Source organism: Micromonospora sp. NBC_01740, from assembly GCF_035920365.1.
GTDB lineage: Bacteria > Actinomycetota > Actinomycetes > Mycobacteriales > Micromonosporaceae > Micromonospora > Micromonospora reichwaldensis.
Genome location: NZ_CP109150.1, coordinates 4,824,505 through 4,842,718, shown reverse-complemented (window position 1 = coordinate 4,842,718; position 18,214 = coordinate 4,824,505). Strand labels below are relative to the sequence as shown.

The following is an 18,214-nucleotide window of genomic DNA, read 5'->3' as shown; positions in this document are numbered from 1 at the left end:
CGGCTCGGGCTACCGGTGGAACCCGTCGTCCCTGCCGTTCGCGGGGGCCTCCGGCAGGAGGTGACCCAGCCCGGTCAGTTCCAGCACGGCGTGGGCGGGGCTCTGCGGGGTGGCGGTGACGCGCAGGTGCGCGACGATCCGGGCGACCTCGTGCAGCACCCGTACGCCGGTGCTGCTCAGGTGGGTGACCGGGGTGAGGTCGATGGTGAGCGGGAGGCTGCCGCCGCGGCTGGCCTGCATGATCGCGGCGCGCAGCCGGGGGCCGGTGACCAGGTCCACCGGCCCCTGCACGCGCAGCACCCGGCCCGTCGGCGCCTCGATGACGGCGGCCGTGAACTCCTCGACGACGGCGGCCTGCTTGTGGGGGCCGGCCGCCTGGGCGGCGGCCACGGTGGTGACGTTGGTGGCCTGGCCGATGTGGTGGTGCATGCTGACGGTGGTGCCGGCCTCGGTGTGGCTGACCTCCGCGCGGTCGACGAGCCCGCGGATCATCGTCAGCCCACGGCCGCGACCGCCCGGGTCGGCGACCGGTGGGCGCCACCGCCCCTGGTCGGCGCAGGTGACGTGCACGACGCCCTGGTGGTCCAGCGTGCCGTGCAGCGTGAACGTCCCCGGCGTACCGCTCGGATAGGCGTGGTCGACGGCGTTGGTGACGGCCTCCCCCGCGGCGTGGACGAGGTCGCTCGCGTCGAGTTCGCCGGCCCCGATCCGGACGAGCCAGTCGCTCAGGTGCCGGCGCATCGGGCGCAGCGCCGTCCTGTCGGCGGGCAGGGTCACGTGCAGCGGTGCGAGGGGCTGCGGCAGGAGGTGGGCGGCGAGGAGCGTGGTGTCGTCGCCGAAGCCGCCGCCGGCGAGGGCGAGCCGTTCCGTGACCAGGGTGCAGATCCGGTCGGGCAGCCGCTGCGGGACGGTCGTGGCCGCGTCGAGTATCGCCCGCCGGGCGGCCGCCGCGGCGTCGGCCAGGATGCGGGCGCCGTCGTGCAGGCTCTGCCGGGGGCGTTCGATCAGGCCGTCGGTGTAGAGCAGCAGGACGTCGTCGGCCCGTAGCTGGTGGGTCTGCACCGGGGCGGGGTCCGCTCCGGTGCCCAGTGGTCCCGTGGGCGTCAGGGGCAGGTACCGGGCCTCGCCGGTGGCGCCGATCACCAGCGGCGCGGGGTGTCCGTGGCTGGCCGCTTCGAGCGTCCCCGTGTCGGGATCGAGTACCGCGAGGCAGGTGGTGGCCGCCCGGGTCACGTCGGCGCGGCCCGCGAAGTCGTCCAGGACCGCCAGCACCTGCGGCAGGCCGCCGCCCGACTGCAACGCCTGCCGGGCGACCGTACGGAGCTGACCCATGGCCGCCGCCGCCGTGGCGCCGTGCCCGACGACGTCGCCGACGGTCAGCGCGAGCCGCCCGTCGGGCAGGGGAACCACGTCGAACCAGTCCCCGCCAGCGACGAGGTCGCTGCTCGCGACCAGGTAGTGGGCGGCGACCTGCACGTGCGGCAGGACGGGCAGCACGTCGGGCAGGAGGCTGCGTTGCAGTTCCAGGACCAGACCGGCGGCCTGACGGTAGCGCCGCTCCGCGGTGGCGGCGGCGGTCTCGGCGGCCTGCCGGGCGGCCACCACGGGGGTGGCGTCGACGGCCTGCACGATCACCCCGCGCACCGAGCCGTCCGGGTTGCGCCACGGCGCCATGTCGAACGTGTAGAAGGCCTCGGTCAGCGTGCCGTCGCCGTTGCGGTCGGTCAGGACGCGCTGCTCGTAGCCGTGCGAGCGGATGCCGTGCAGGGCCTGGTCGAGCAGTTCGAAGATGTGCTGGCCGGCGAGTTCCGGCACCGCCCGACGGAAGGGCTCACCGATCAGGCCGCTGCGGTTGCCGACGGCGGCGCGCACCGCCGGGTTCGCGGCCACCACCCGCAGCTCGGGCCCCTCGAAGATCCACACGAATCCGGGCAGCTGCTCGAACCCGTCGAGCACCGCCTGCGGGTCACCGGAGGACCAGCGTGCATGCGGAGCGGTCACCGACGCCCACCCTCACCCGTGCCCACCAGCAGCACCCTGTCATGCCCGCGCCCGCCCGTCCAATCCGTCGCGTGCGTCCACGCCGTCGAGGATCCGGGGGCGGCCCGCCGCGGTGAGCGCGTCGGCGAGCCGGGTACCAGGCCCCGCCGCCGGCCCGCGAGGTGACCTCGGGGCGCGCACCGGCGGTCCTTGACCACGCCGGCCGGTTGGCCGTAGGTTCCAGCCCTACATCGACATCGATAGTTCGATGTGGCCGGCGCGGCCGGTCCGTTCCCCCACGTCCGCAACCCCCTCGCCACAAGGACGGTCATGACGATCACCCGCCGCTCGCTGCTCGGCACGGTCGCCGCGGCCGGCCTGGCCACGGCCGTCGCGCCGGTCCTCGCCCCCGGCACGGCCCGGGCCGCCGCCTGGAAGAAGCGCCTGACCGGCGCCGACCTGGACACCAACCACCGGTGGCGCGTCGCGGGCACGGACCTGGGCATACCGTACGTGCTGGAGAACGGCTCGATCGGCTACCTGTTCGGCGACACGTTCGACACCCCGTGGCCCGAGGGCCCGCCGGTGCCCAACGACTGGCGCTCGCCGGTGATGCTGCGCTCCGCCGTGCACCCCGGCGCAGCCGGCGGGATCGTCTTCGACAGCGCCGCCCGCGTCGCGGGCAACGGCCGGGCCCCGGAGCTGATGCACAACGGCCACCACGGCATCGGCATCGACGGCCTCTGGGAGGTGACGGTCATCCCCAACGACGGCATCGCCTTTCCCGAGACCGGCCGGCAGCTCGTGTCGTACATGAGCATCGAGAACTGGAACTCCGCCGGCCCGGCCGGGCCGCACTGGCGCTCGCGCTACGCCGGGCTGGCCTACAGCGACAACGGCAACGACTTCATCCGTACGCCGCTGAAGTGGTGGAACGACGGCACCAACACCGACCCGTTCCAGATGTGGACGATGCAGCGCGACGGGGACTGGGTGTACGTCTTCTCGGTGCGCGCCGGGCGCCAGCACGGGCCGATGATGCTGCGCCGGGTCCGCTGGGACCGGCTGTTCTCCCCCGAGTCGTACGAGGGCTGGGGTTGGAACGGCAGCAACTGGGGCTGGGGCCGCCCGTGCACGCCCATCCTCACCGGCCGCTTCGGCGAGCCCTCGGTGCGGCGGCTGGCCGACGGCACCTGGGTGATGTCGTACCTGAACTGCGCCACCGGGTGCATCGTCACGCGCACGGCGGACGGGCCGGACCGGGTCTGGACGGCCGAGCGGATCCAGGTCACCTCCTGGCAGGAACCGGGCCTCTACGGCGGCTTCATCCACCCGTGGTCCAGCCGGCGGGCCAACGACCTGCACCTCATGGTCTCGAAGTGGACCAGGACGCCCGACAACCGCAGCACCGCCTACCACGTCAGCCAGTTCGTCGGATCGGCGTAGCCAGAGGCCGCCCCGACCGACCGACGGCGCCGGGAAGGATACCGACAGCGTGTTGGTACGATGCCAACATGCAGTCGGTAAAATTGCGCCCCCGGTGGTGGGCATGTTCCTAGCGGTACGCGAACTGCGGTTCGCCAAGGCCCGGTTCGGCCTGATGGGGGCCGTCGTCGCGCTCATCGCGGTGCTGGTGGTGCTGCTGTCCGGGCTCTCCACGGGCCTGGTGAACGACGGCGTGTCGGGGCTCCAGCGCATCCCGGCGACCTCCTTCGCCTTCGCCGACGGGGTGCAGCACGATTCGGCGTTCTCCCGCAGCGTCATCGACGTCTCCGCGGTGGACACGTGGCGGGCGCAACCACGCGTTGCCGACGCGGCGCCCTTCGGCAACGCGCTGGTCAACGCCCGCAGCGACTCGGGCGTGGAGATCGACCTCGCGTTGTTCGGCGTGCCCACCGACTCGTTCCTCGCCCCGCCCGTGGCCGAGGGCGCCCGGTTGGACGCCGCGAACGGCATCGTGGTGAGCCGGACCGCCATCGAGGCCGGGCTGCGGGTGGGCGACACGGTCACCGTCGACCGGATCGGCACCCGGCTCACGGTGGTGGGCACCATGGCCGAGCAGCACACGTTCGGTCACGTCGACGTGGCCTACCTACCGCTGCGGATCTGGCAGGAGATCAAGGCCGGCGTCCGCCCCGGCGAACCCGTACCGGGCGGCACCTACGAGGAGATCACCGCCGTGGCGGTGCGGGCCGCCAACGGTGCCGAGGTCGACCTGGCGGCTGGTGACCGGGCCGCCGGCACCGAGAGCCTGTCCCGCACCCAGTCGTACGGCGCCTCGCCCGGCTACACCGCCGAGACGTCGACCCTGCGGCTGATCGAGTGGTTCCTCTACGCCATCTCGGCGCTGGTGGTCGGCGCCTTCTTCACGGTGTGGACCATCCAGCGCCGTGCGGAGATCGCCGTGCTGCGGGCCATGGGCGCTCCGACGGCGTACCTGCTGCGCGACGGGCTGGTCCAGGCCCTCGCGTTGTTGCTGCTCGCCGTCGGCGCGGGCGTCGCGGTCGGCACGGCGGCCGGCAGCCTGGTCGGCAGCGGCATCCCGTTCGCGCTCAGCGCGCCGGCGATCGCGGTGGCCGCCCTCCTCCTGCTCGTCCTCGGCCTGCTCGGAGCGGCCGTGGCCATCGTCCGGATCGCCGCAGTGGATCCGCTGACCGCACTGGGAGCGAACCGATGACCGACACCGGCCTGGTCATGCGCGGTGTGACCCTTCGCTTCGGCGATGGCGACGACACCGTACCGGCCTTGGACGGCGTCGACCTGACCGTTGCCCCCGGGCAGTTCGTCGCGGTCGTCGGCCCCTCGGGCGCCGGCAAGTCCAGCCTGCTCGCGGTGGCCGGCGGGCTGACCGTCCCGACGTCGGGTTCGGTCACCCTCGGCGGGCGGGACATGACCGTGCCGAGCGCACGGGCGCGGGCCGCGCTGCGCCGGGAGTTCGTCGGCTTCGTGTTCCAGTCCGGCAACCTCATTCCCGCGTTGACCGCCGTGGACCAGCTGCGGCTGCCGGCCCGCTTCGGCGGTCACGGCTCCCGGGCGCGCGAGGCGACGGCCCTGCTCGACGAGGTCGGGATGGCCCACAAGGCGAACCGCCGACCGCACCAGCTCTCGGGTGGCGAACGGCAACGTGTCGGCATCGCCCGTGCCCTGGTCAACCGGCCGCGACTACTCTTGGTGGACGAGCCGACCGCCGCCCTCGACCGTGCCCGCAGTCACGAGGTGGTGGAGCTGCTCGCCCGCGAGACCAAGGAGAACGACGTCGCCACCGTCATGGTCACCCACGACCACGACGTGCTGCGCCACTGCACGACGGTGTACGAGATGATCGACGGGCGACTGATGCCCGTGCCGTGACGATGGGGGTTCCCGTGCCGAAGATCCAGGCGCCCACGGTGGCCGAGCACCGGGCCCGGCAGCGGCGGGCGATCCTGGCGGCGGCCCGGGAGATCCTCGCGGAGAGCGGGGCGCAGGCGCCGAGCCTGGCCGAGGTGGGCAAGCGGACAGGCCTGGCGCGCCCCAGCGTCTACCAGTACTTCAAGTCGCGGGAGGACCTGCTCAACGCCGTCATCGCCGACATGTTCCCGGAGTGGTCGGCATACGTCACGCAGCAGATGGACCTGGCCACCGACCCCGGCGGGCGGGTGCTGGCCTACGTCGAGGCCAACCTGCGCCTCGTCGCCCAGGGGGAGCACGCGGTCATGCGTGGGCTCGCCGCCAGCGTGCCGGGCGCCGTCCTCGCCGAGGAGAGCCGCGTCCTGCACGACCAGTTGCGTACGCCGCTGGTGGCGGCCCTGGCCGAGCACGGCGCGAGCGACCCGGCCGCCGCGGCGGAGCTGATCCAGGCGGTGGTCTACGCGTCCTCACAGATGATCGAGAACGGCACCTCGGAAGCCGCCGTGCTCGCCCTCACCCGGGATCTCCTGGGCCCCTACCTGCGACAGCAGGGCTGAGCGTCACGGATGTCCGGCGGCGGCCCGGCGCACCAGCCGACGCGCCTCGTCGCGGGGGACGCCCGTGGCGCGCAGCAGGTCGTTGGCGATGGTCCGCAGCTGGGACACGACGATGGTGCCCGAGAACCCCATGTCCTGACGGCACGCCTCGCCGGCCTCCCGCACCGCCGCCAGCACCCGCTCGCGCGCACCGACGGGTTCCCGGGCGGCCAGGAACTCGCGGTGCAGCATCCGGACGGCCTCGCCGTAGCGCTCGACGGCGGCGGGCAGGCCGGGCGGCACCGGCTCGTCGTCGCGCAGGGCGGTGCCGATCCGGCGCACGAGGGTGCGGCTGTTGCGGAAGGCCCGTTCCATGTGCTCCACGCCGTGCCGGTACGCCCGCAGCGCCCGGCGGCGGCGCCAGCGCAGCGGCGAGAACCTGGTGACCTCCTCGGCGGCCTCGACGGCTTCGCTGAGCCGGTCGAGTTCGGGCTCTGCGGCGCGCATCCGGTCGAGCACCTCCTCCGCCGCGCGGGCGTCGCCGCGGGCCAGCGCCTCCGCCGACGCGGTCAGCTGGCGGGCGAAGAGGTCCAGCGCGGAGTCGGCCACGCGGCGCACGGTCCGCAGCGGATGCAGCGGGACGATGACGAGCACGACCAGCAGGCCGATCAGCCCGCCGACCAGAGCGTTGACGGTCCGGGGCAGCTCCAGGTCGGGGTTGTTCGGGGTGAGGGTGGCCACCAGCACGCCCGTACCGCCGGCCTGGGTCATGAGGGCTCCGCCGCCGCGGACCAGCACCGCCACGGCGATCGCCAGGAAGACGATGACGCCGGTCTGCCACGGCCCGGTGCCCAGCAGGCCGATCAGCACGTCGCCGACGGCGATGCCGAGCACCACCCCGGCGATCAGCTCGACGGTGCGGCGGGTGCGGTTGCCGATGGCCGCGGCGATCACACCGACCGCGGCGGCCGGGGCGAAGGTCGGGTCCTGGTTGCCCAGCACCTCGCGGGCCGTCACCCAGGCCAGGGCCGCGGCCAGACCGGCCTGCACCGCGAGGAGGAGGTACGACTGCAGGCGCCGGTAGGTCTCCCGGCCGGTGCGGCGCAGCCGGGAGTCCGACTCCGCCGCCGCCGCGTCCCCCACGATGCGCATGGCCGGGGTTACCCTGCCCGCCCGGCCCCGAACGTCAGGCGGGGTGGGCCATGACGCCGGTCAGCGCGACGACCCCGGGCAGCCGGGTGTCCTGGCGCAGGAACTGCACCACCACCGGCACCGGCGAGCGCAGCAGGCAGCCGTAGGGACGGTCGAGGCGGACCGCCTCCGGATCGATCAGGTCGTTGACCCGCATGTGCCGGATCCGTCGCGCCCCGACCAGGATCCGGTACGGCCCGACGGGCTCGGCGTCCTCGTAGTAGACGTCCAGGCTGACCTCGGTGTCCTGGTCGGTGGCGTTGAGCACGCAGAGCTGGTCGAAGCTGGTGAACTGCGGTTCGGGACCGTGGCCGGGGAACGGCACGTGCCCGCCGGGGACGACCCACGTGCGGGCACCGAGCTGTGCCGTCACGCCTCCTCCAGCAGCCGGGCCAGGTCCGGGGTGAGGAACACCCCGTCCGGGTCCAGTCGGCGCCGCAACGCCTGGAAGTCGTCCCAGCGGGGATAGAGCGGACGCAGCTCGCGGGCGGTCAGCCAGTGCTTCTTGCCCCAGTGCGGCCGGCCGCCGTACTGCCGGAAGACCGCCTCCATGTCCCGGAAGTACTCCTCGTACGGCAGGGTGGTGTTCTGCAGGCAGGCGATGGTCGCGGTCGGCCGGCCGTAGGCGTTGCTGAGCCAGATGTCGTCGGCGGCGATGCTGCGCACCAGCACCCGCCAGCCGGCGACCCGGCGGTGCCGCTGCCTGATGCGCCGCCGCACCTCAGCGAAGCAGGCCGGCAACGCCTCCACCGGCAGCATGTACTCGATCTCCTCGAACCGCAGCTCCCGGTGGCGGGGGATGGCCCGGTGGGTGGGGGCCACGTGGACCTCGCGGGGCTCGTCCACGGCCGCCGAGCCCGGTACCCGCGGCGCGTGCCACACCCGCTCGTCCGGCGTCTGGTCGACCCGGTTCATGACCCGGACCTGGGTCAGGTCGTTGCGGGGATACCAGTAGAAGTCCATGTTGCGGTTGGTGTGCTGCAACTCGGCCAGGTGCTCCAGGGTCCAGGCGACGGGCGCGCACCAGGACCGGCGGTGCAGCTGGTAGCGGGGTTGCACGGCCAGCGTGACCCGGGTGAGGACGCCGAGGGCGCCCAGGGAGAGCCGGGCCGCCGGCAGGAGCTCCGGGTGGTGGTCCGCGCTGACGTCCACCGTGTCGCCGGTTCCGGTGACCAGCCGGACGCCGGCGACCTGGGTGGAGAGGTTGCCGAAGCCCAGGCCGGTGCCGTGGGTGCCGGTGGCGGTCGCGCCGGCGATCGACTGGTAGTCCACGTCCCCGAGGTTGTCCATCGCCAGCCCCGCGTCGTACAGGCCCTCCCCGAGGGCCTTGAGTTTGGTGCCGGCGCGGACGGTGGCGAGCCCGTCGTCGTCGGCGATCACCCCGGCGAGCCGGTCGAGGCTGGCGAGGATCCCGTCGGTGCGCACCAGCGGGCTGGACGAGTGCCCGGAGCCCACCGGCCGCAGCGTCGTGCCGGTTTCGCGGGCCCGCCGCACCAGCGCCCGCACCTCGTCCTCGTCGGCGGGCTCGGCGTACTCGGCGGGGGTGAACGACAGGCTGCCGGACCAGTTCACGAACTTGCGTCCCACGTCCCCTCCCCCCCGCGTCCGGTCCGGCGGCTTACCCGCCGCCGGGTGGGGTAGTCGTGAGGGCGCCGGGCCCGGTGACGTCGAGGACGTCGAGCAGGCCCAGCAGTCCGGCGAGCACGACGGCCTCGTCGTGGGTGAGGGTGATGCTGCGGGTGGCGTCGGGGTCGTCGCCGTCGGGGTAGACCAGCTCACGCCGGCCGCCGACGTGGTGGGTCACCACCCCGACGCGCACTCCCGCGTCGGTGGTGAACATGCGGCGCAGCCCGATACCGGGCAGGGGGGTCAGCTCGACGTCCATCGAAGGCTCCAGGTGTGCGGGGAAGGTCGGTCCCGGCCCGGTGGGCGGCCGGTTGGCGGCGGAGGGCCGCACGGCACCGTCGTCACGACGGTGCCGTGCGGCACCGCCTGTGGTCAGCCGGTGAGCAGCAGGCGCAGGCCGGCGAGCGTGGCCAGGTGCGGATCGGCGGGCATCGTGACGACCCGGCCGGTCAGCGCGGCCAGCCGGGCCCCGAGTTCGGGGTGTACCGCCCCGCCGCCGGTGATCAGCAGCCGGCGTCGCCCCGGGAACGCCGGCCGGGCGCCCACGCGTCGGACCGCGGCGGCGATCAGCGACACCCGGTCGAAAGGGTCGGGCGCGTCGACGCGCTCGACCGCCTCGACCGCGCGATCGGCGATGTGCGCGATCTCGGTCCGGCCGTGTCCGATGTCGACGGCGACCACGTCGTCGCGGTCGAGGTCGGCCCGGCAGGCCAGGGCGGCGGCCAGCGGTTCCTCCACCGTGGCGACCCGCCCGCCGAACGCGTGGCGGACCGCCGCGACCAGGAGGTCCTTCTGCCGCAGGGTGGCGGTGGCCGGCACGCCGACCACGACCGGGGAGACGTCGTCACCCGGCCGTCCGCTCGCCGCGGCCAGCACCCGCAACAGGTGTACGCAGCCGAAGAAGTCGGCCACCACGCCGTGGCGTACCGGCCACAGCAGATTCGCGTCACCGGTGTCCCGCAGGGCGATGGCGGCACGTCCGACGGCCTGGGCGCCGGACGACGTGCACGCGACGACGGCGGGCTCGGTGACCACCGTGCCGGAGACCGGCGTCCACAGTCGCACCGTGGAGGTGCCCAGGTCGAGGGCGACGGGATGCCGCAGACCGAGGCGGGCGTATGCGCCGGGGGCCAGCATGCTCATCGCCCCCGTCGTGGGGCGGGCGTGACCCGGGGTCCGTCGCCGACGGACCGGGGCAGGGTGGATCGATCGTGATGCGGGGTCGGCATGGTGCTCCAAGCCACGGGCCCGCGTCGCGGGACGCGGGGAGGCGGACGGGCTTCAGACGGCGAACGTCAGCCCGGGCGGAGCGCGGTCGGCCGACCAGGCGGGCACGCAGCCGGGAATGGCCCGCCGCGTGCTCCGGAAGACGATGCACAGCCCGACGGACCGGGCCGCGGAGAGCACCATGAGCAGCACGGTCAGCATCAGCAGCGCCGGCAGCGAGACCCGCTTGCCGGCGCGGCGGAGGCCGTGCCGATCCTGCATGTCCCCACCATAGCCGGGCGTCGTGCGGACCGGGTGGCCGCCTGCGCGCGGTGGTCGGCGCCGCCCGCGGGCTCGGCAACCTCGTCCCGCCGCTGATGACGGGCTGGGCGTACGGCGTGCGGGGTCGTACGCGATCGGTTTGATGCCGTTCGCCGACGTCGCGCCGGCCGCGGCGGGTGCACGCCGGTGCAGATGGGCGGCCTGGCCAGGCGCGACCTCTGACGCGTTACGGAGGTGTACCGGAAAATCCGACCGGCGGACACTCATCCCGGCAGCATTGAGATCAACAGCCGTGCCCGCCTCCCTTCCCGGCCGACCGCTGACCTGCCGTGTGCCACCAATCGACCGACGCGACAGGCTCGGAGACTACCGAAACTTTTCCGGAAATTCTTGCTCGGCCGCGCGCCGCGCTGCCATACTCCACATCCATCAGGGTCGATGACGGCGGGTCCGCGGCCCGTGCGCCGCAGCCCGCCGGGCGGCCCTGATCCGGCACACCCCCACCACACCGGTCCGTCCCCCCGACGGTGCGGACCGGCCCCGGAAGGAGCAGGAATGACCGAGAGGCACCCCCGGGACACCCGGTCGAGATCGCGTTCGCGGGCGCGCGCGGCCATCGTCGTCGCCGCCGTGGGACTGCTCGCGGCGACCGGCGCCACGGTCCTGCCCGGCGCGGCGAGCGCCGGGACCACGCTGGGCGCGTCGGCGGCGGAGCGCGGTCGCTACTTCGGCGCGGCCGTCGCCGCCAACAAGCTCAGCGACAACACCTACGTCACGATCCTGAACCGCGAGTTCAACTCGGTGACGCCCGAGAACGAGATGAAGATCGACGCCACCGAGCCGCAGCAGGGGCAGTTCACCTTCGGCAACGCGGACCGGATCGTCAGCCACGCCCGCAGCCGGGGCATGAGCGTGCGGGGCCACACCCTGGCCTGGCACTCGCAGCAACCCGGCTGGATGCAGAACATGAGCGGCAGCGCGCTGCGCCAGGCGATGCTCAACCACGTCACCCAGGTGGCCACCCACTTCCGGGGTCAGGTCGTGGCCTGGGACGTGGTCAACGAGGCGTTCGCCGACGGCGGCAGCGGGGCCCGGCGCGACTCGAACCTCCAGCGCACCGGCAACGACTGGATCGAGGCGGCGTTCCGGGCCGCCCGGGCCGCCGACCCCGGCGCCAAACTCTGCTACAACGACTACAACACGGACGACTGGAGCCACGCGAAGACCCAGGCCGTCTACGCGATGGTCCGCGACTTCAAGCAGCGCGGCGTGCCCATCGACTGCGTGGGCCTCCAGTCGCACTTCAACAGCGGCTCGCCCTACCCGGGCAACTACCGCACCACGCTGTCCAGCTTCGCGGCGCTCGGCGTCGACGTGCAGATCACCGAGCTGGACATCGCCGGGGCCTCGCCCACCACGTACCGCAACGTGGTCAACGACTGCCTCGCGGTCTCCCGGTGCACCGGCATCACCGTGTGGGGCATCCGGGACAGCGACTCCTGGCGGGCCTCCGACACGCCGCTGCTGTTCGACAACAACGGCAACCGCAAGCCCGCGTACGACGCTGTCCTCGCCGCCCTGAACAACGGCACTCCCCCGCCGACCACGCCGCCGCCGACGACCGGCCCGACCACCCCGCCGCCGGGTGGAAGCTGCACCGCCACCCTGCGCGACGGCACCCGGTGGGGCGACCGGTTCAACAGCGACGTCACGGTCAGCGGCGCCACCAACTGGACCGTGGTCGTCGAGGTGACGCCCCCGCAGAAGGTCTCCGCCACCTGGAACGGCACCCCGAGCTGGGACGGCAGCGGGAACGTCATGACGATGCGCTCCAACGGCAGCGGCAACGTCTTCGGGTTCACCACGATGGCCAACGGCAACTGGACGCGCCCCCAGGTGCGCTCCTGCACCGCCTCCTGACCGTCGGGCGACCGGACGGCCCCGGGGACGGCGCCCACCGCGCCGCCCCGGGGCCGCCGGGTGGCGGCCCTGGCCGGGTCGCCGGCGGTACGCGGGACGCGACCGCACGCGCCGCCGGGGCGGTGCTGGCGCGGACTGGACATCGCTGACTAAGGTCAGGTTTCATGGAAGCGGAGTCGATCGCCGCCGTGCGGCGGTTCAACCGGACGGTGACCCAGCGGGTGGGGGCGCTCGACGACGAGTACATGGCGCGCGCCCGCCCCCTCGCCCAGGCCCGCCTGCTGTGGGAGATCGGCCCCGGTGGCGCCGAGGTCGCGGCGCTGCGGTCCCGGCTCGGGCTGGACTCGGGGCACCTCAGTCGCCTCCTGCGCGCCCTGGAGGGCGACGGGCTCGTCACCGTCGGGCCGTCCGACCAGGTGGGCGGGGACAGACGGGTCCGGGTCGCCACGCTCACCGCCGCCGGCCGTGCCGAGTGGACCGAGCTCGACGAGCGCTCCGACGACTTCGCCCGGTCGATCCTCGCCCCGCTGACCGGGCGACGCCGCGAGCGGCTCGTCGCGGCGATGGCCGAGGTGGAACGGCTGCTCGTCGCGTCGATGGTGCTGATCGCGCCCTGCCCGCCCGGCGACCCGCGGGCCCGCGCCTGCGTACGGGCCTACGCCCGGGAGGTGGCGCGGCGCTTCGACGGCGGGTTCGACCCGGCCCGGAGCAACCCGGTCCACGACGAGGAACTCGTCCCCCCGGCCGGAGTGTTCCTGCTCGCCACCCTCAACGCCGAGCCGGTCGGCTGCGGCGCGGTGAGGCTCCACCGGGACGCGCCCGCCGAGATCAAGCGGGTCTGGGTGGCGGAAGCCGTACGCGGGCTCGGGCTCGGGCGGCGGATGCTGAGCGAGCTGGAACGCCACGCCGCCGAGCGGGGCTGGAGCGCCGTCCGGCTGGACACGAACCGCAACCTCACCGAGGCGATCGCGATGTACCGGGCGGCCGGTTACCGCGAGGTCGAGGCGTACAACGCCGAGCCGTACGCCCACCACTGGTTCGAGAAGCGCCTGGCACGGTGACGGCGCGAGGGACAGCACGGCGGATCGCGCCCGGCCGGCACTTGCCGGACCCTCCATATTAATAGATACTTGTCGATGTTCCTGAGCCGGACGTGATCGGGCAGCCGGGCAGCCCTCGATCGGAACCCCGCCCTGTCCACCGTCTGCGGAAGAGGAACCATCCATGAGGACCAGACTCCGAGTGCTGGGCGCCGCCCTGGCCGCCGCCGCGCTGACCGCCCTGGCGGCGGTGGCGGTCGCCCCGCCGGCGTCCGCCGCGACCCTGACCGAGGTGACGAGCTTCGGCCCCAACCCGAGCAACCTGCGCATGTACCTGTACGTGCCGGACTCCGTCGCGCCCCGGCCGGGGCTGCTGGTCGCGGTGCACTACTGCACCGGCACCGGCCCTGCCATGTACGCCAACACCCAGTACGCGGCGCTCGCCGACCGGTACGGCTACATCGTCGTCTACCCGTCGGTGACCCGCAGCAGCCAGTGCTTCGACGTCTCCTCCCCGCAGGCGCTGCGCCGCGACGGCGGCAGCGACCCGGTGGGCATCAAGTCGATGGTCGACCATGTTCGGCAGCGCTACGCCGTCGACCCCGACCGGATCTTCGCCACCGGCATCTCGTCGGGCGCGATGATGACCAACGTCCTGCTCGGGCTCTACCCCGACGTGTTCAGCGCCGGGGCGGCGTTCTCCGGGGTCCCCTTCGGCTGCTTCGCCACCACCAACGGCTCCGAGTGGAACAGCGAGTGCGCCAACGGCCAGGTCACCAGGACCGCGCGGGAGTGGGGGAACCTGGTCCGCAACGCCTATCCGGGCTACACCGGACGCCGGCCCCGGATGCAGACGTGGCACGGGACTAACGACGAGGTGCTGCGCTACCCGAACTTCGGCGAGCAGGTCAAGCAGTGGACCGACGTGCACGGGCTGAGCCAGACGCCGACGTACACCGACAGCCCGCAGGCCGGCTACACCCGCACCCGCTACGGCGGCAGCGGCGACCGGGCGCCGGTCGAGGCGATCAGCATGCAGGGGGTGTCGCACAACCTGCCGGTCGACGCCGCGCAGGCGATCCGCTTCTTCGGGCTCGACACCGCCGCGCCCCCCACCACGCCGCCGCCGACCACGCCGCCGCCGACGAGCCCGCCGCCCAGCACTCCGCCGCCCAGCACTCCCCCGCCCTCGCCGGGCGCCTGCCGGGTGGGCTACACCGTCAACGCCTGGAACGCCGGCCTGACCGCCTCGGTCACCGTCACCAACACCGGCACCACGACGGTGGACGGCTGGTCGCTGGCCTTCACGCTGCCCGCCGGCCAGAGCATCACCAACGGCTGGAACGCGACGTACGCCCCGACCAGCGGCGCGGTCACCGCCCGCAACGTCTCCTACAACGCCACCATCGCGCCCGGCACGTCGGTCAGCGTCGGCTTCCAGGCCACCCACACCGGTGACACGGGACGGCCCGCCTCGTTCACCCTCAACGGCGCCACCTGCGCGATCGCCTGAACCGGCCGAGGCGGCGCCGTCCCCCGGCGCCGCCCCGGCGGCAGGCGCGGACCAGTGCCGTCAGTCGTTGCCGGACGCTGACGGGGCCTGACCCCGCCCGGCGTCCCTGACGAACAGGATCCCGTCGGTGCCGGCCACGTGGGCCGGGTCGAGCGGGGCGTATCCGAACCAGGGCGACACCCGGGCGGCGGGCGTCATGCCGGCGAGGGCGGCGGCCAGTCGGCGGGCGTCGACGAGGTGACGCTCCGCCGGCAGCGCGTACAGCAGCCCTTCGACAGTGTCCGGCGGCGGGGCGTCGACTCCCTGGTGGCGGATCGTGCCGACGGCCGTGGCGAGGAAGGCGTACTCCTCGCCCAGGTGGGCGCCGACGATCGCGCCGGCGCTCCACCACTGCACCGGCAGTCCGCCCATCCGCATGCTGCTCTTGTGCCGCTGGAGGTGGCCGTTGTGGGCGTTCACCAGTGCCGGCCCTCGTCCGGCGATGGCGAGCAGGTTGGCGGCCATCATCGAATCCCGCACGGCGAGCAACCGCGCCATGCGGCTCGGCGACGGGTCGGCCATCGCGTGGTGGTAGCGCAGCAGGCCGACGGCCGTACGCCCGTACAGGCGTGCCCGGTGCCAGTCCTCCGGTGTGGACGCCCCGATCAGGTGTGGCGTCTGCGCGTCGAGCAGGGCCACCAGGTCGTCGGCGAGCAGCCGCAGCCGGCCGGCGTCGGGCGTCCGCCCCACGGACCGGGACGGGTCCATCATCGCGGCGGGATCGGTCCACCGCCCGTCGGCGCCGAGCAGGTGGTCGAGCGTCTCCGCCGCGCAGGGAAGCAGGTCGGCGTCGACCCGGGCGGCGAGGTAGGCGTGGAGCGCGGTGAGGGCCTGCCGGGGGCTCGCGGCGCCGGTGATCTCCAGCGGGCCGTCGAACCCGGCGAACCGCACCTGCTCCGCCGGGGGCCGCCCGTCGTTGTACGCGCGCATCCAGCGCACCAGCTCGCGGTTGGCGGCGAAGGCGCCCCACCCGTGGCTGAACCCGCGCTCCATGACGTCGTCGAGGACGCCGGTGCCCGAGGTGACGTGGTCGTCCACGACCAGCCCCATCATGCAGTCGCTCTCGATCGCGATCGTCCGGTAGTGCTCCTGCTCGACGAGTTGACGGAAGAGCTCGTTGCGCAGGTCGAGCAGGGCGTCCTCGCCGTGGGTGGGCTCGCCCAGGGCGAGCAGCCGCGGCCTGCCCGGGAGCAACCCCATGACGGCAGCGGGGTCGACGGCTTGGGCGGCGTCTGCGATACCAGCAGTCATGCCCTCAACGGTATCGTTGAACCGTCGGTGCAAACTTCTCCTCGATGCCAGCAGAGTGATGACGCCAAACCCTCAAAGCAGTGGCAGGCTCAGGCCGGTCGATCTGGCGCGCGCGCACGGCCTGTCGACGCAGGCGGTCAGGAACTACGAGGCGGCCGGCATCCTTCCGGCCGCGGACCGCACCCCGCACGGCTACCGCACCTACACGGCGCTGCACGCGCAGGCACTGCGCGCGTTCCTCGCCCTCGTGCCCGGACACGGGCATGCGACCGCCACATCGATCATGCAGGCGGTCAACCGGGGCGCGACCGAGGACGCCCTCCGGCTCGTCGACGAGAGTCACGCGCAGCTGCTCGACGACCGCCGCACCCTTCAGGCCGCCGAAGCCGCTGTCGGTGACCTCGATCCGGTGCCGCAGGGACGGAGCAACACGTTCGTCGGTCCCCTGTCGAGAAGGCTCGGCATCCGCCCGGCCACCCTGCGGAAGTGGGAACGCGCGGGCGTGCTCCAGCCGCGCCGCGACCCGCAGACGGGCTACCGGGTCTACAGCGCCGCCGACGTGCGCGACGCCCGGCTGGCCCACCAGCTCAGGCGGGGTGGCTACCTGCTGGCGCAGATCGCCCCGCTGATCGCCCAGGTCCGCTCCGCCGGAGGCGTCGCGCCGCTCGGGTCGATGCTGCGCGACTGGCGCGCCCGCCTCGCTGCCCGCAGCCGTGCCATGCTGACCGGCGCCGCCGCCCTGGACGCCTACCTCAACTGCCGACCGGTCCCGCCCGGCGACAGGCCGAGCGCCCCCGGCACCGCCTCACCGGCCACGGATCCGATCCAGCCACCGGGTGGCTCCCGCTGATCGTCACCCGAGCGGGCGTCGCCGCCACTCAGACGGGGTCACCCGCTGCCCGGTCACCTGGCCGTACGAGCAGTTGCCAGTAGTCGCCCGCTCGGTCGTGAGCCGTGAGCCATCGCCGGAGCGCTTCCAGCGACGCCCGGTGGGACGCCGAACTGACCTCGTACCACCTGTGCAGCAGCAGCTCGTGGATCCGGACAGCCTGTGCGGCGTGTTCGAGCACCAGGCCGTCCACGGCGCGGACGACGGCCACCTCCTCGGCCCGTCCCCGCAGCAACGCGGTGCAGTCGATGTCCGTGGCGACCTGGATCCCGTCGCCGGCGGCGAGGACGGAGAACTCGACGGTCCGGTCCCGCCCGCCCACCTCGACCGTTTGGGCGAAGACGAGGACGTCGTCGCCCGGGGGCACGAGCATGCCCCCGGCGGCCACCCCGGGTGGGACCACGTAGTGCACCCAGAACGTCATGCGCAGATGCTAGCCACCTTCGTGGCCCTGCCCAGACCCCTGCGGCAGCACGACTTCTGCGCGGCGGTCGGTGGCGGATTAGGCTCGTGAAGATCGACTTGAGGAGTTGGCCATGCCGAACCTGTCGTCCCCTGCCACGGTCGTCCGTCGGGCCGCCGTCGCGGCCACCCTTGCCGTCGGTGTCGCCGCGTCCATGCCTGCCTGCGCCTCGACGGCTCCCACGACCGGGGAGCCCACCGCCTCGCCGGTGACCCCCGCACCCGACGGCGGGACCGCGGGCACGCCCTCGCCCACCGGCTCCGGCCCTGCGGGCGGCGCGCAGACGACCGGCCCCGGGGCGCCCGACGACGCGGACCCGATCATGCGGGGTGAGCGGCAGATCGTCCTGCGGCCGGTCGGGTCGTTCGAGTCGATCCTGGCGGTCGACGCCAAGGGCCGGCTGAACCTGACCGACGGTGACACGGACAAGAGCCTGTTCGTGCTGCTTCCCGCCGGCGACAACCGCTACCAGATCCGGACCGCGAAGGCACACAGCGGCGGCGAGCCCGACTGCATGGGTCTGCGCGACAACGGCAGCGCCCCGGCGACGGTCGTGGCCGCCGCCTGCGACGCCGGCCGGGCCGGCCAGCTGTTCACCATCGAGAAGACGCGGGAGAAGAGCCAGGGCCGCCCGACCTACACCATCAGCGGCGAGGGCGAGGTCCGCCTCCGCGCGACCGACAGGCAGGGCCTGGTGGCTCAACGGGTGGGCGAGGGGGCCGCCGGCGAGGGCCTGAGCTTCGACTTCGTCGACAACGGCGCCGCGCCCGCGGGCCCGGGCGACTGAGCGCCGGCGCCCCCGTCACGGCCTCCGGCCGGCACGGACACCCGAACCGGTGCTCTCGGTCCGGTTCGGCGTGCTGGTCCGGGGTATCGCCACATGCTCAT

The 18,214-nt window shown here is 73.8% G+C and carries 18 protein-coding genes; 9 read left to right on the top strand and 9 right to left on the bottom strand.

Going from position 1 to position 18,214, the window contains the following annotated elements; genetic code table 11:
• Positions 1–9: 9 nt before the first annotated feature.
• Positions 10–2,001: a SpoIIE family protein phosphatase gene (locus tag OG989_RS21450; RefSeq protein ID WP_327028215.1), complete on the bottom strand. Its 1,992-nt coding sequence runs from the start codon at positions 1,999–2,001 to the stop codon at positions 10–12.
• 309 nt (positions 2,002–2,310) lie between these two features.
• Between OG989_RS21450 and OG989_RS21445 the strand changes: the two genes are divergently transcribed.
• From OG989_RS21445 to OG989_RS21430, 4 genes are all read left to right on the top strand, one after another.
• Positions 2,311–3,426: a DUF4185 domain-containing protein gene (locus tag OG989_RS21445; RefSeq protein ID WP_327028214.1), complete on the top strand. Its 1,116-nt coding sequence runs from the start codon at positions 2,311–2,313 to the stop codon at positions 3,424–3,426.
• 103 nt (positions 3,427–3,529) lie between these two features.
• Positions 3,530–4,657: an ABC transporter permease gene (locus tag OG989_RS21440; RefSeq protein WP_327031218.1), complete on the top strand. Its 1,128-nt coding sequence runs from the start codon at positions 3,530–3,532 to the stop codon at positions 4,655–4,657.
• The gene (locus tag OG989_RS21435) at positions 4,654–5,331 is read left to right on the top strand and encodes an ABC transporter ATP-binding protein (protein WP_327028213.1); all 678 of its coding nucleotides are present in this window, start codon (positions 4,654–4,656) and stop codon (positions 5,329–5,331) included. Before OG989_RS21440 ends, OG989_RS21435 begins: the two co-directional genes overlap by 4 nt.
• Positions 5,332–5,345: 14 nt before the next feature.
• Positions 5,346–5,927: a TetR/AcrR family transcriptional regulator gene (locus OG989_RS21430; RefSeq protein ID WP_327028212.1), complete on the top strand. Its 582-nt coding sequence runs from the start codon at positions 5,346–5,348 to the stop codon at positions 5,925–5,927.
• A gap of 3 nt (positions 5,928–5,930) precedes the next feature.
• On the opposite strand, the gene OG989_RS21425 is transcribed toward OG989_RS21430, so the two are convergent.
• From OG989_RS21425 to OG989_RS21400, 6 genes are all read right to left on the bottom strand, one after another.
• Positions 5,931–7,058 carry an FUSC family protein gene (locus tag OG989_RS21425; RefSeq protein WP_327028211.1) on the bottom strand — a complete coding sequence of 376 codons (1,128 nt, stop codon included), beginning with the start codon at positions 7,056–7,058 and terminating at the stop codon, positions 5,931–5,933.
• Between the two features lie 34 nt (positions 7,059–7,092).
• Positions 7,093–7,470, bottom strand: coding sequence for a sensory rhodopsin transducer (locus OG989_RS21420; RefSeq protein WP_327028210.1), 378 nt, complete (start codon positions 7,468–7,470; stop codon positions 7,093–7,095).
• Positions 7,467–8,684 (bottom strand): D-arabinono-1,4-lactone oxidase, encoded by a 1,218-nt coding sequence (locus OG989_RS21415; RefSeq protein WP_327028209.1) that lies wholly within the window; start codon positions 8,682–8,684, stop codon positions 7,467–7,469. The genes OG989_RS21420 and OG989_RS21415 overlap by 4 nt, the downstream gene beginning before the upstream one ends.
• A 31-nt stretch (positions 8,685–8,715) precedes the next feature.
• A complete protein-coding gene (locus tag OG989_RS21410; RefSeq protein WP_151454595.1) occupies positions 8,716–8,982 on the bottom strand; it encodes a potassium transporter TrkA in 267 nt (88 codons plus the stop codon).
• A gap of 113 nt (positions 8,983–9,095) precedes the next feature.
• Positions 9,096–9,866, bottom strand: a complete 771-nt coding sequence (locus tag OG989_RS21405; protein WP_327028208.1) for a rod shape-determining protein — start codon at positions 9,864–9,866, stop codon at positions 9,096–9,098.
• 138 nt (positions 9,867–10,004) lie between these two features.
• Positions 10,005–10,211 (bottom strand): hypothetical protein, encoded by a 207-nt coding sequence (locus OG989_RS21400; RefSeq protein ID WP_132239043.1) that lies wholly within the window; start codon positions 10,209–10,211, stop codon positions 10,005–10,007.
• Positions 10,212–10,766: 555 nt separating this feature from the next.
• Here OG989_RS21400 and OG989_RS21395 point away from each other — a divergent pair.
• The 3 genes from OG989_RS21395 (at position 10,767) to OG989_RS21385 (ending at position 14,684) form a co-directional block, all read left to right on the top strand.
• A complete protein-coding gene (locus OG989_RS21395) occupies positions 10,767–12,131 on the top strand; it encodes an endo-1,4-beta-xylanase (protein ID WP_327028207.1) in 1,365 nt (454 codons plus the stop codon).
• 164 nt (positions 12,132–12,295) lie between these two features.
• Positions 12,296–13,192, top strand: a complete 897-nt coding sequence (locus tag OG989_RS21390) for a bifunctional helix-turn-helix transcriptional regulator/GNAT family N-acetyltransferase (protein ID WP_327028206.1) — start codon at positions 12,296–12,298, stop codon at positions 13,190–13,192.
• Positions 13,193–13,355: 163 nt separating this feature from the next.
• Complete coding sequence (locus OG989_RS21385; protein WP_327028205.1) at positions 13,356–14,684, top strand: extracellular catalytic domain type 1 short-chain-length polyhydroxyalkanoate depolymerase; 1,329 nt, start codon at positions 13,356–13,358, stop codon at positions 14,682–14,684.
• Between the two features lie 60 nt (positions 14,685–14,744).
• Here OG989_RS21385 and OG989_RS21380 read toward each other — a convergent pair whose 3' ends face one another.
• Complete coding sequence (locus tag OG989_RS21380; RefSeq protein ID WP_327028204.1) at positions 14,745–15,974, bottom strand: erythromycin esterase family protein; 1,230 nt, start codon at positions 15,972–15,974, stop codon at positions 14,745–14,747.
• A gap of 58 nt (positions 15,975–16,032) precedes the next feature.
• Between OG989_RS21380 and OG989_RS21375 the strand changes: the two genes are divergently transcribed.
• On the top strand, positions 16,033–16,824 hold the full coding sequence (locus OG989_RS21375) for a TioE family transcriptional regulator (RefSeq protein ID WP_327028203.1): 792 nt from the start codon (positions 16,033–16,035) through the stop codon (positions 16,822–16,824).
• Positions 16,825–16,852: 28 nt separating this feature from the next.
• Here OG989_RS21375 and OG989_RS21370 read toward each other — a convergent pair whose 3' ends face one another.
• Complete coding sequence (locus OG989_RS21370) at positions 16,853–17,287, bottom strand: hypothetical protein (RefSeq protein ID WP_327028202.1); 435 nt, start codon at positions 17,285–17,287, stop codon at positions 16,853–16,855.
• 112 nt (positions 17,288–17,399) lie between these two features.
• Here OG989_RS21370 and OG989_RS21365 point away from each other — a divergent pair, with 112 nt between their 5' ends.
• Complete coding sequence (locus tag OG989_RS21365; RefSeq protein WP_327028201.1) at positions 17,400–18,113, top strand: RICIN domain-containing protein; 714 nt, start codon at positions 17,400–17,402, stop codon at positions 18,111–18,113.
• Positions 18,114–18,214 lie beyond the last annotated feature (101 nt).

Excerpts from the sequence above, each read along its gene's own strand:
- OG989_RS21410 (WP_151454595.1), bottom strand. The coding sequence starts at position 8,982 with ATGGACGTCGAGCTGACCCCCCTGCCCGGTATCGGGCTGCGCCGCATG.
- OG989_RS21365 (WP_327028201.1), top strand. The coding sequence starts at position 17,400 with ATGCCGAACCTGTCGTCCCCTGCCACGGTCGTCCGTCGGGCCGCCGTC.
- OG989_RS21400 (WP_132239043.1), bottom strand. The coding sequence starts at position 10,211 with ATGCAGGATCGGCACGGCCTCCGCCGCGCCGGCAAGCGGGTCTCGCTG.
- OG989_RS21395 (WP_327028207.1), top strand. The coding sequence starts at position 10,767 with ATGACCGAGAGGCACCCCCGGGACACCCGGTCGAGATCGCGTTCGCGG.
- OG989_RS21370 (WP_327028202.1), bottom strand. The coding sequence starts at position 17,287 with ATGACGTTCTGGGTGCACTACGTGGTCCCACCCGGGGTGGCCGCCGGG.
- OG989_RS21425 (WP_327028211.1), bottom strand. The coding sequence starts at position 7,058 with ATGCGCATCGTGGGGGACGCGGCGGCGGCGGAGTCGGACTCCCGGCTG.
- OG989_RS21445 (WP_327028214.1), top strand. The coding sequence starts at position 2,311 with ATGACGATCACCCGCCGCTCGCTGCTCGGCACGGTCGCCGCGGCCGGC.
- OG989_RS21385 (WP_327028205.1), top strand. The coding sequence starts at position 13,356 with ATGAGGACCAGACTCCGAGTGCTGGGCGCCGCCCTGGCCGCCGCCGCG.
- OG989_RS21390 (WP_327028206.1), top strand. The coding sequence starts at position 12,296 with ATGGAAGCGGAGTCGATCGCCGCCGTGCGGCGGTTCAACCGGACGGTG.
- OG989_RS21380 (WP_327028204.1), bottom strand. The coding sequence starts at position 15,974 with ATGACTGCTGGTATCGCAGACGCCGCCCAAGCCGTCGACCCCGCTGCC.
- OG989_RS21375 (WP_327028203.1), top strand. The coding sequence starts at position 16,033 with ATGACGCCAAACCCTCAAAGCAGTGGCAGGCTCAGGCCGGTCGATCTG.
- OG989_RS21440 (WP_327031218.1), top strand. The coding sequence starts at position 3,530 with ATGTTCCTAGCGGTACGCGAACTGCGGTTCGCCAAGGCCCGGTTCGGC.
- OG989_RS21435 (WP_327028213.1), top strand. The coding sequence starts at position 4,654 with ATGACCGACACCGGCCTGGTCATGCGCGGTGTGACCCTTCGCTTCGGC.
- OG989_RS21405 (WP_327028208.1), bottom strand. The coding sequence starts at position 9,866 with ATGAGCATGCTGGCCCCCGGCGCATACGCCCGCCTCGGTCTGCGGCAT.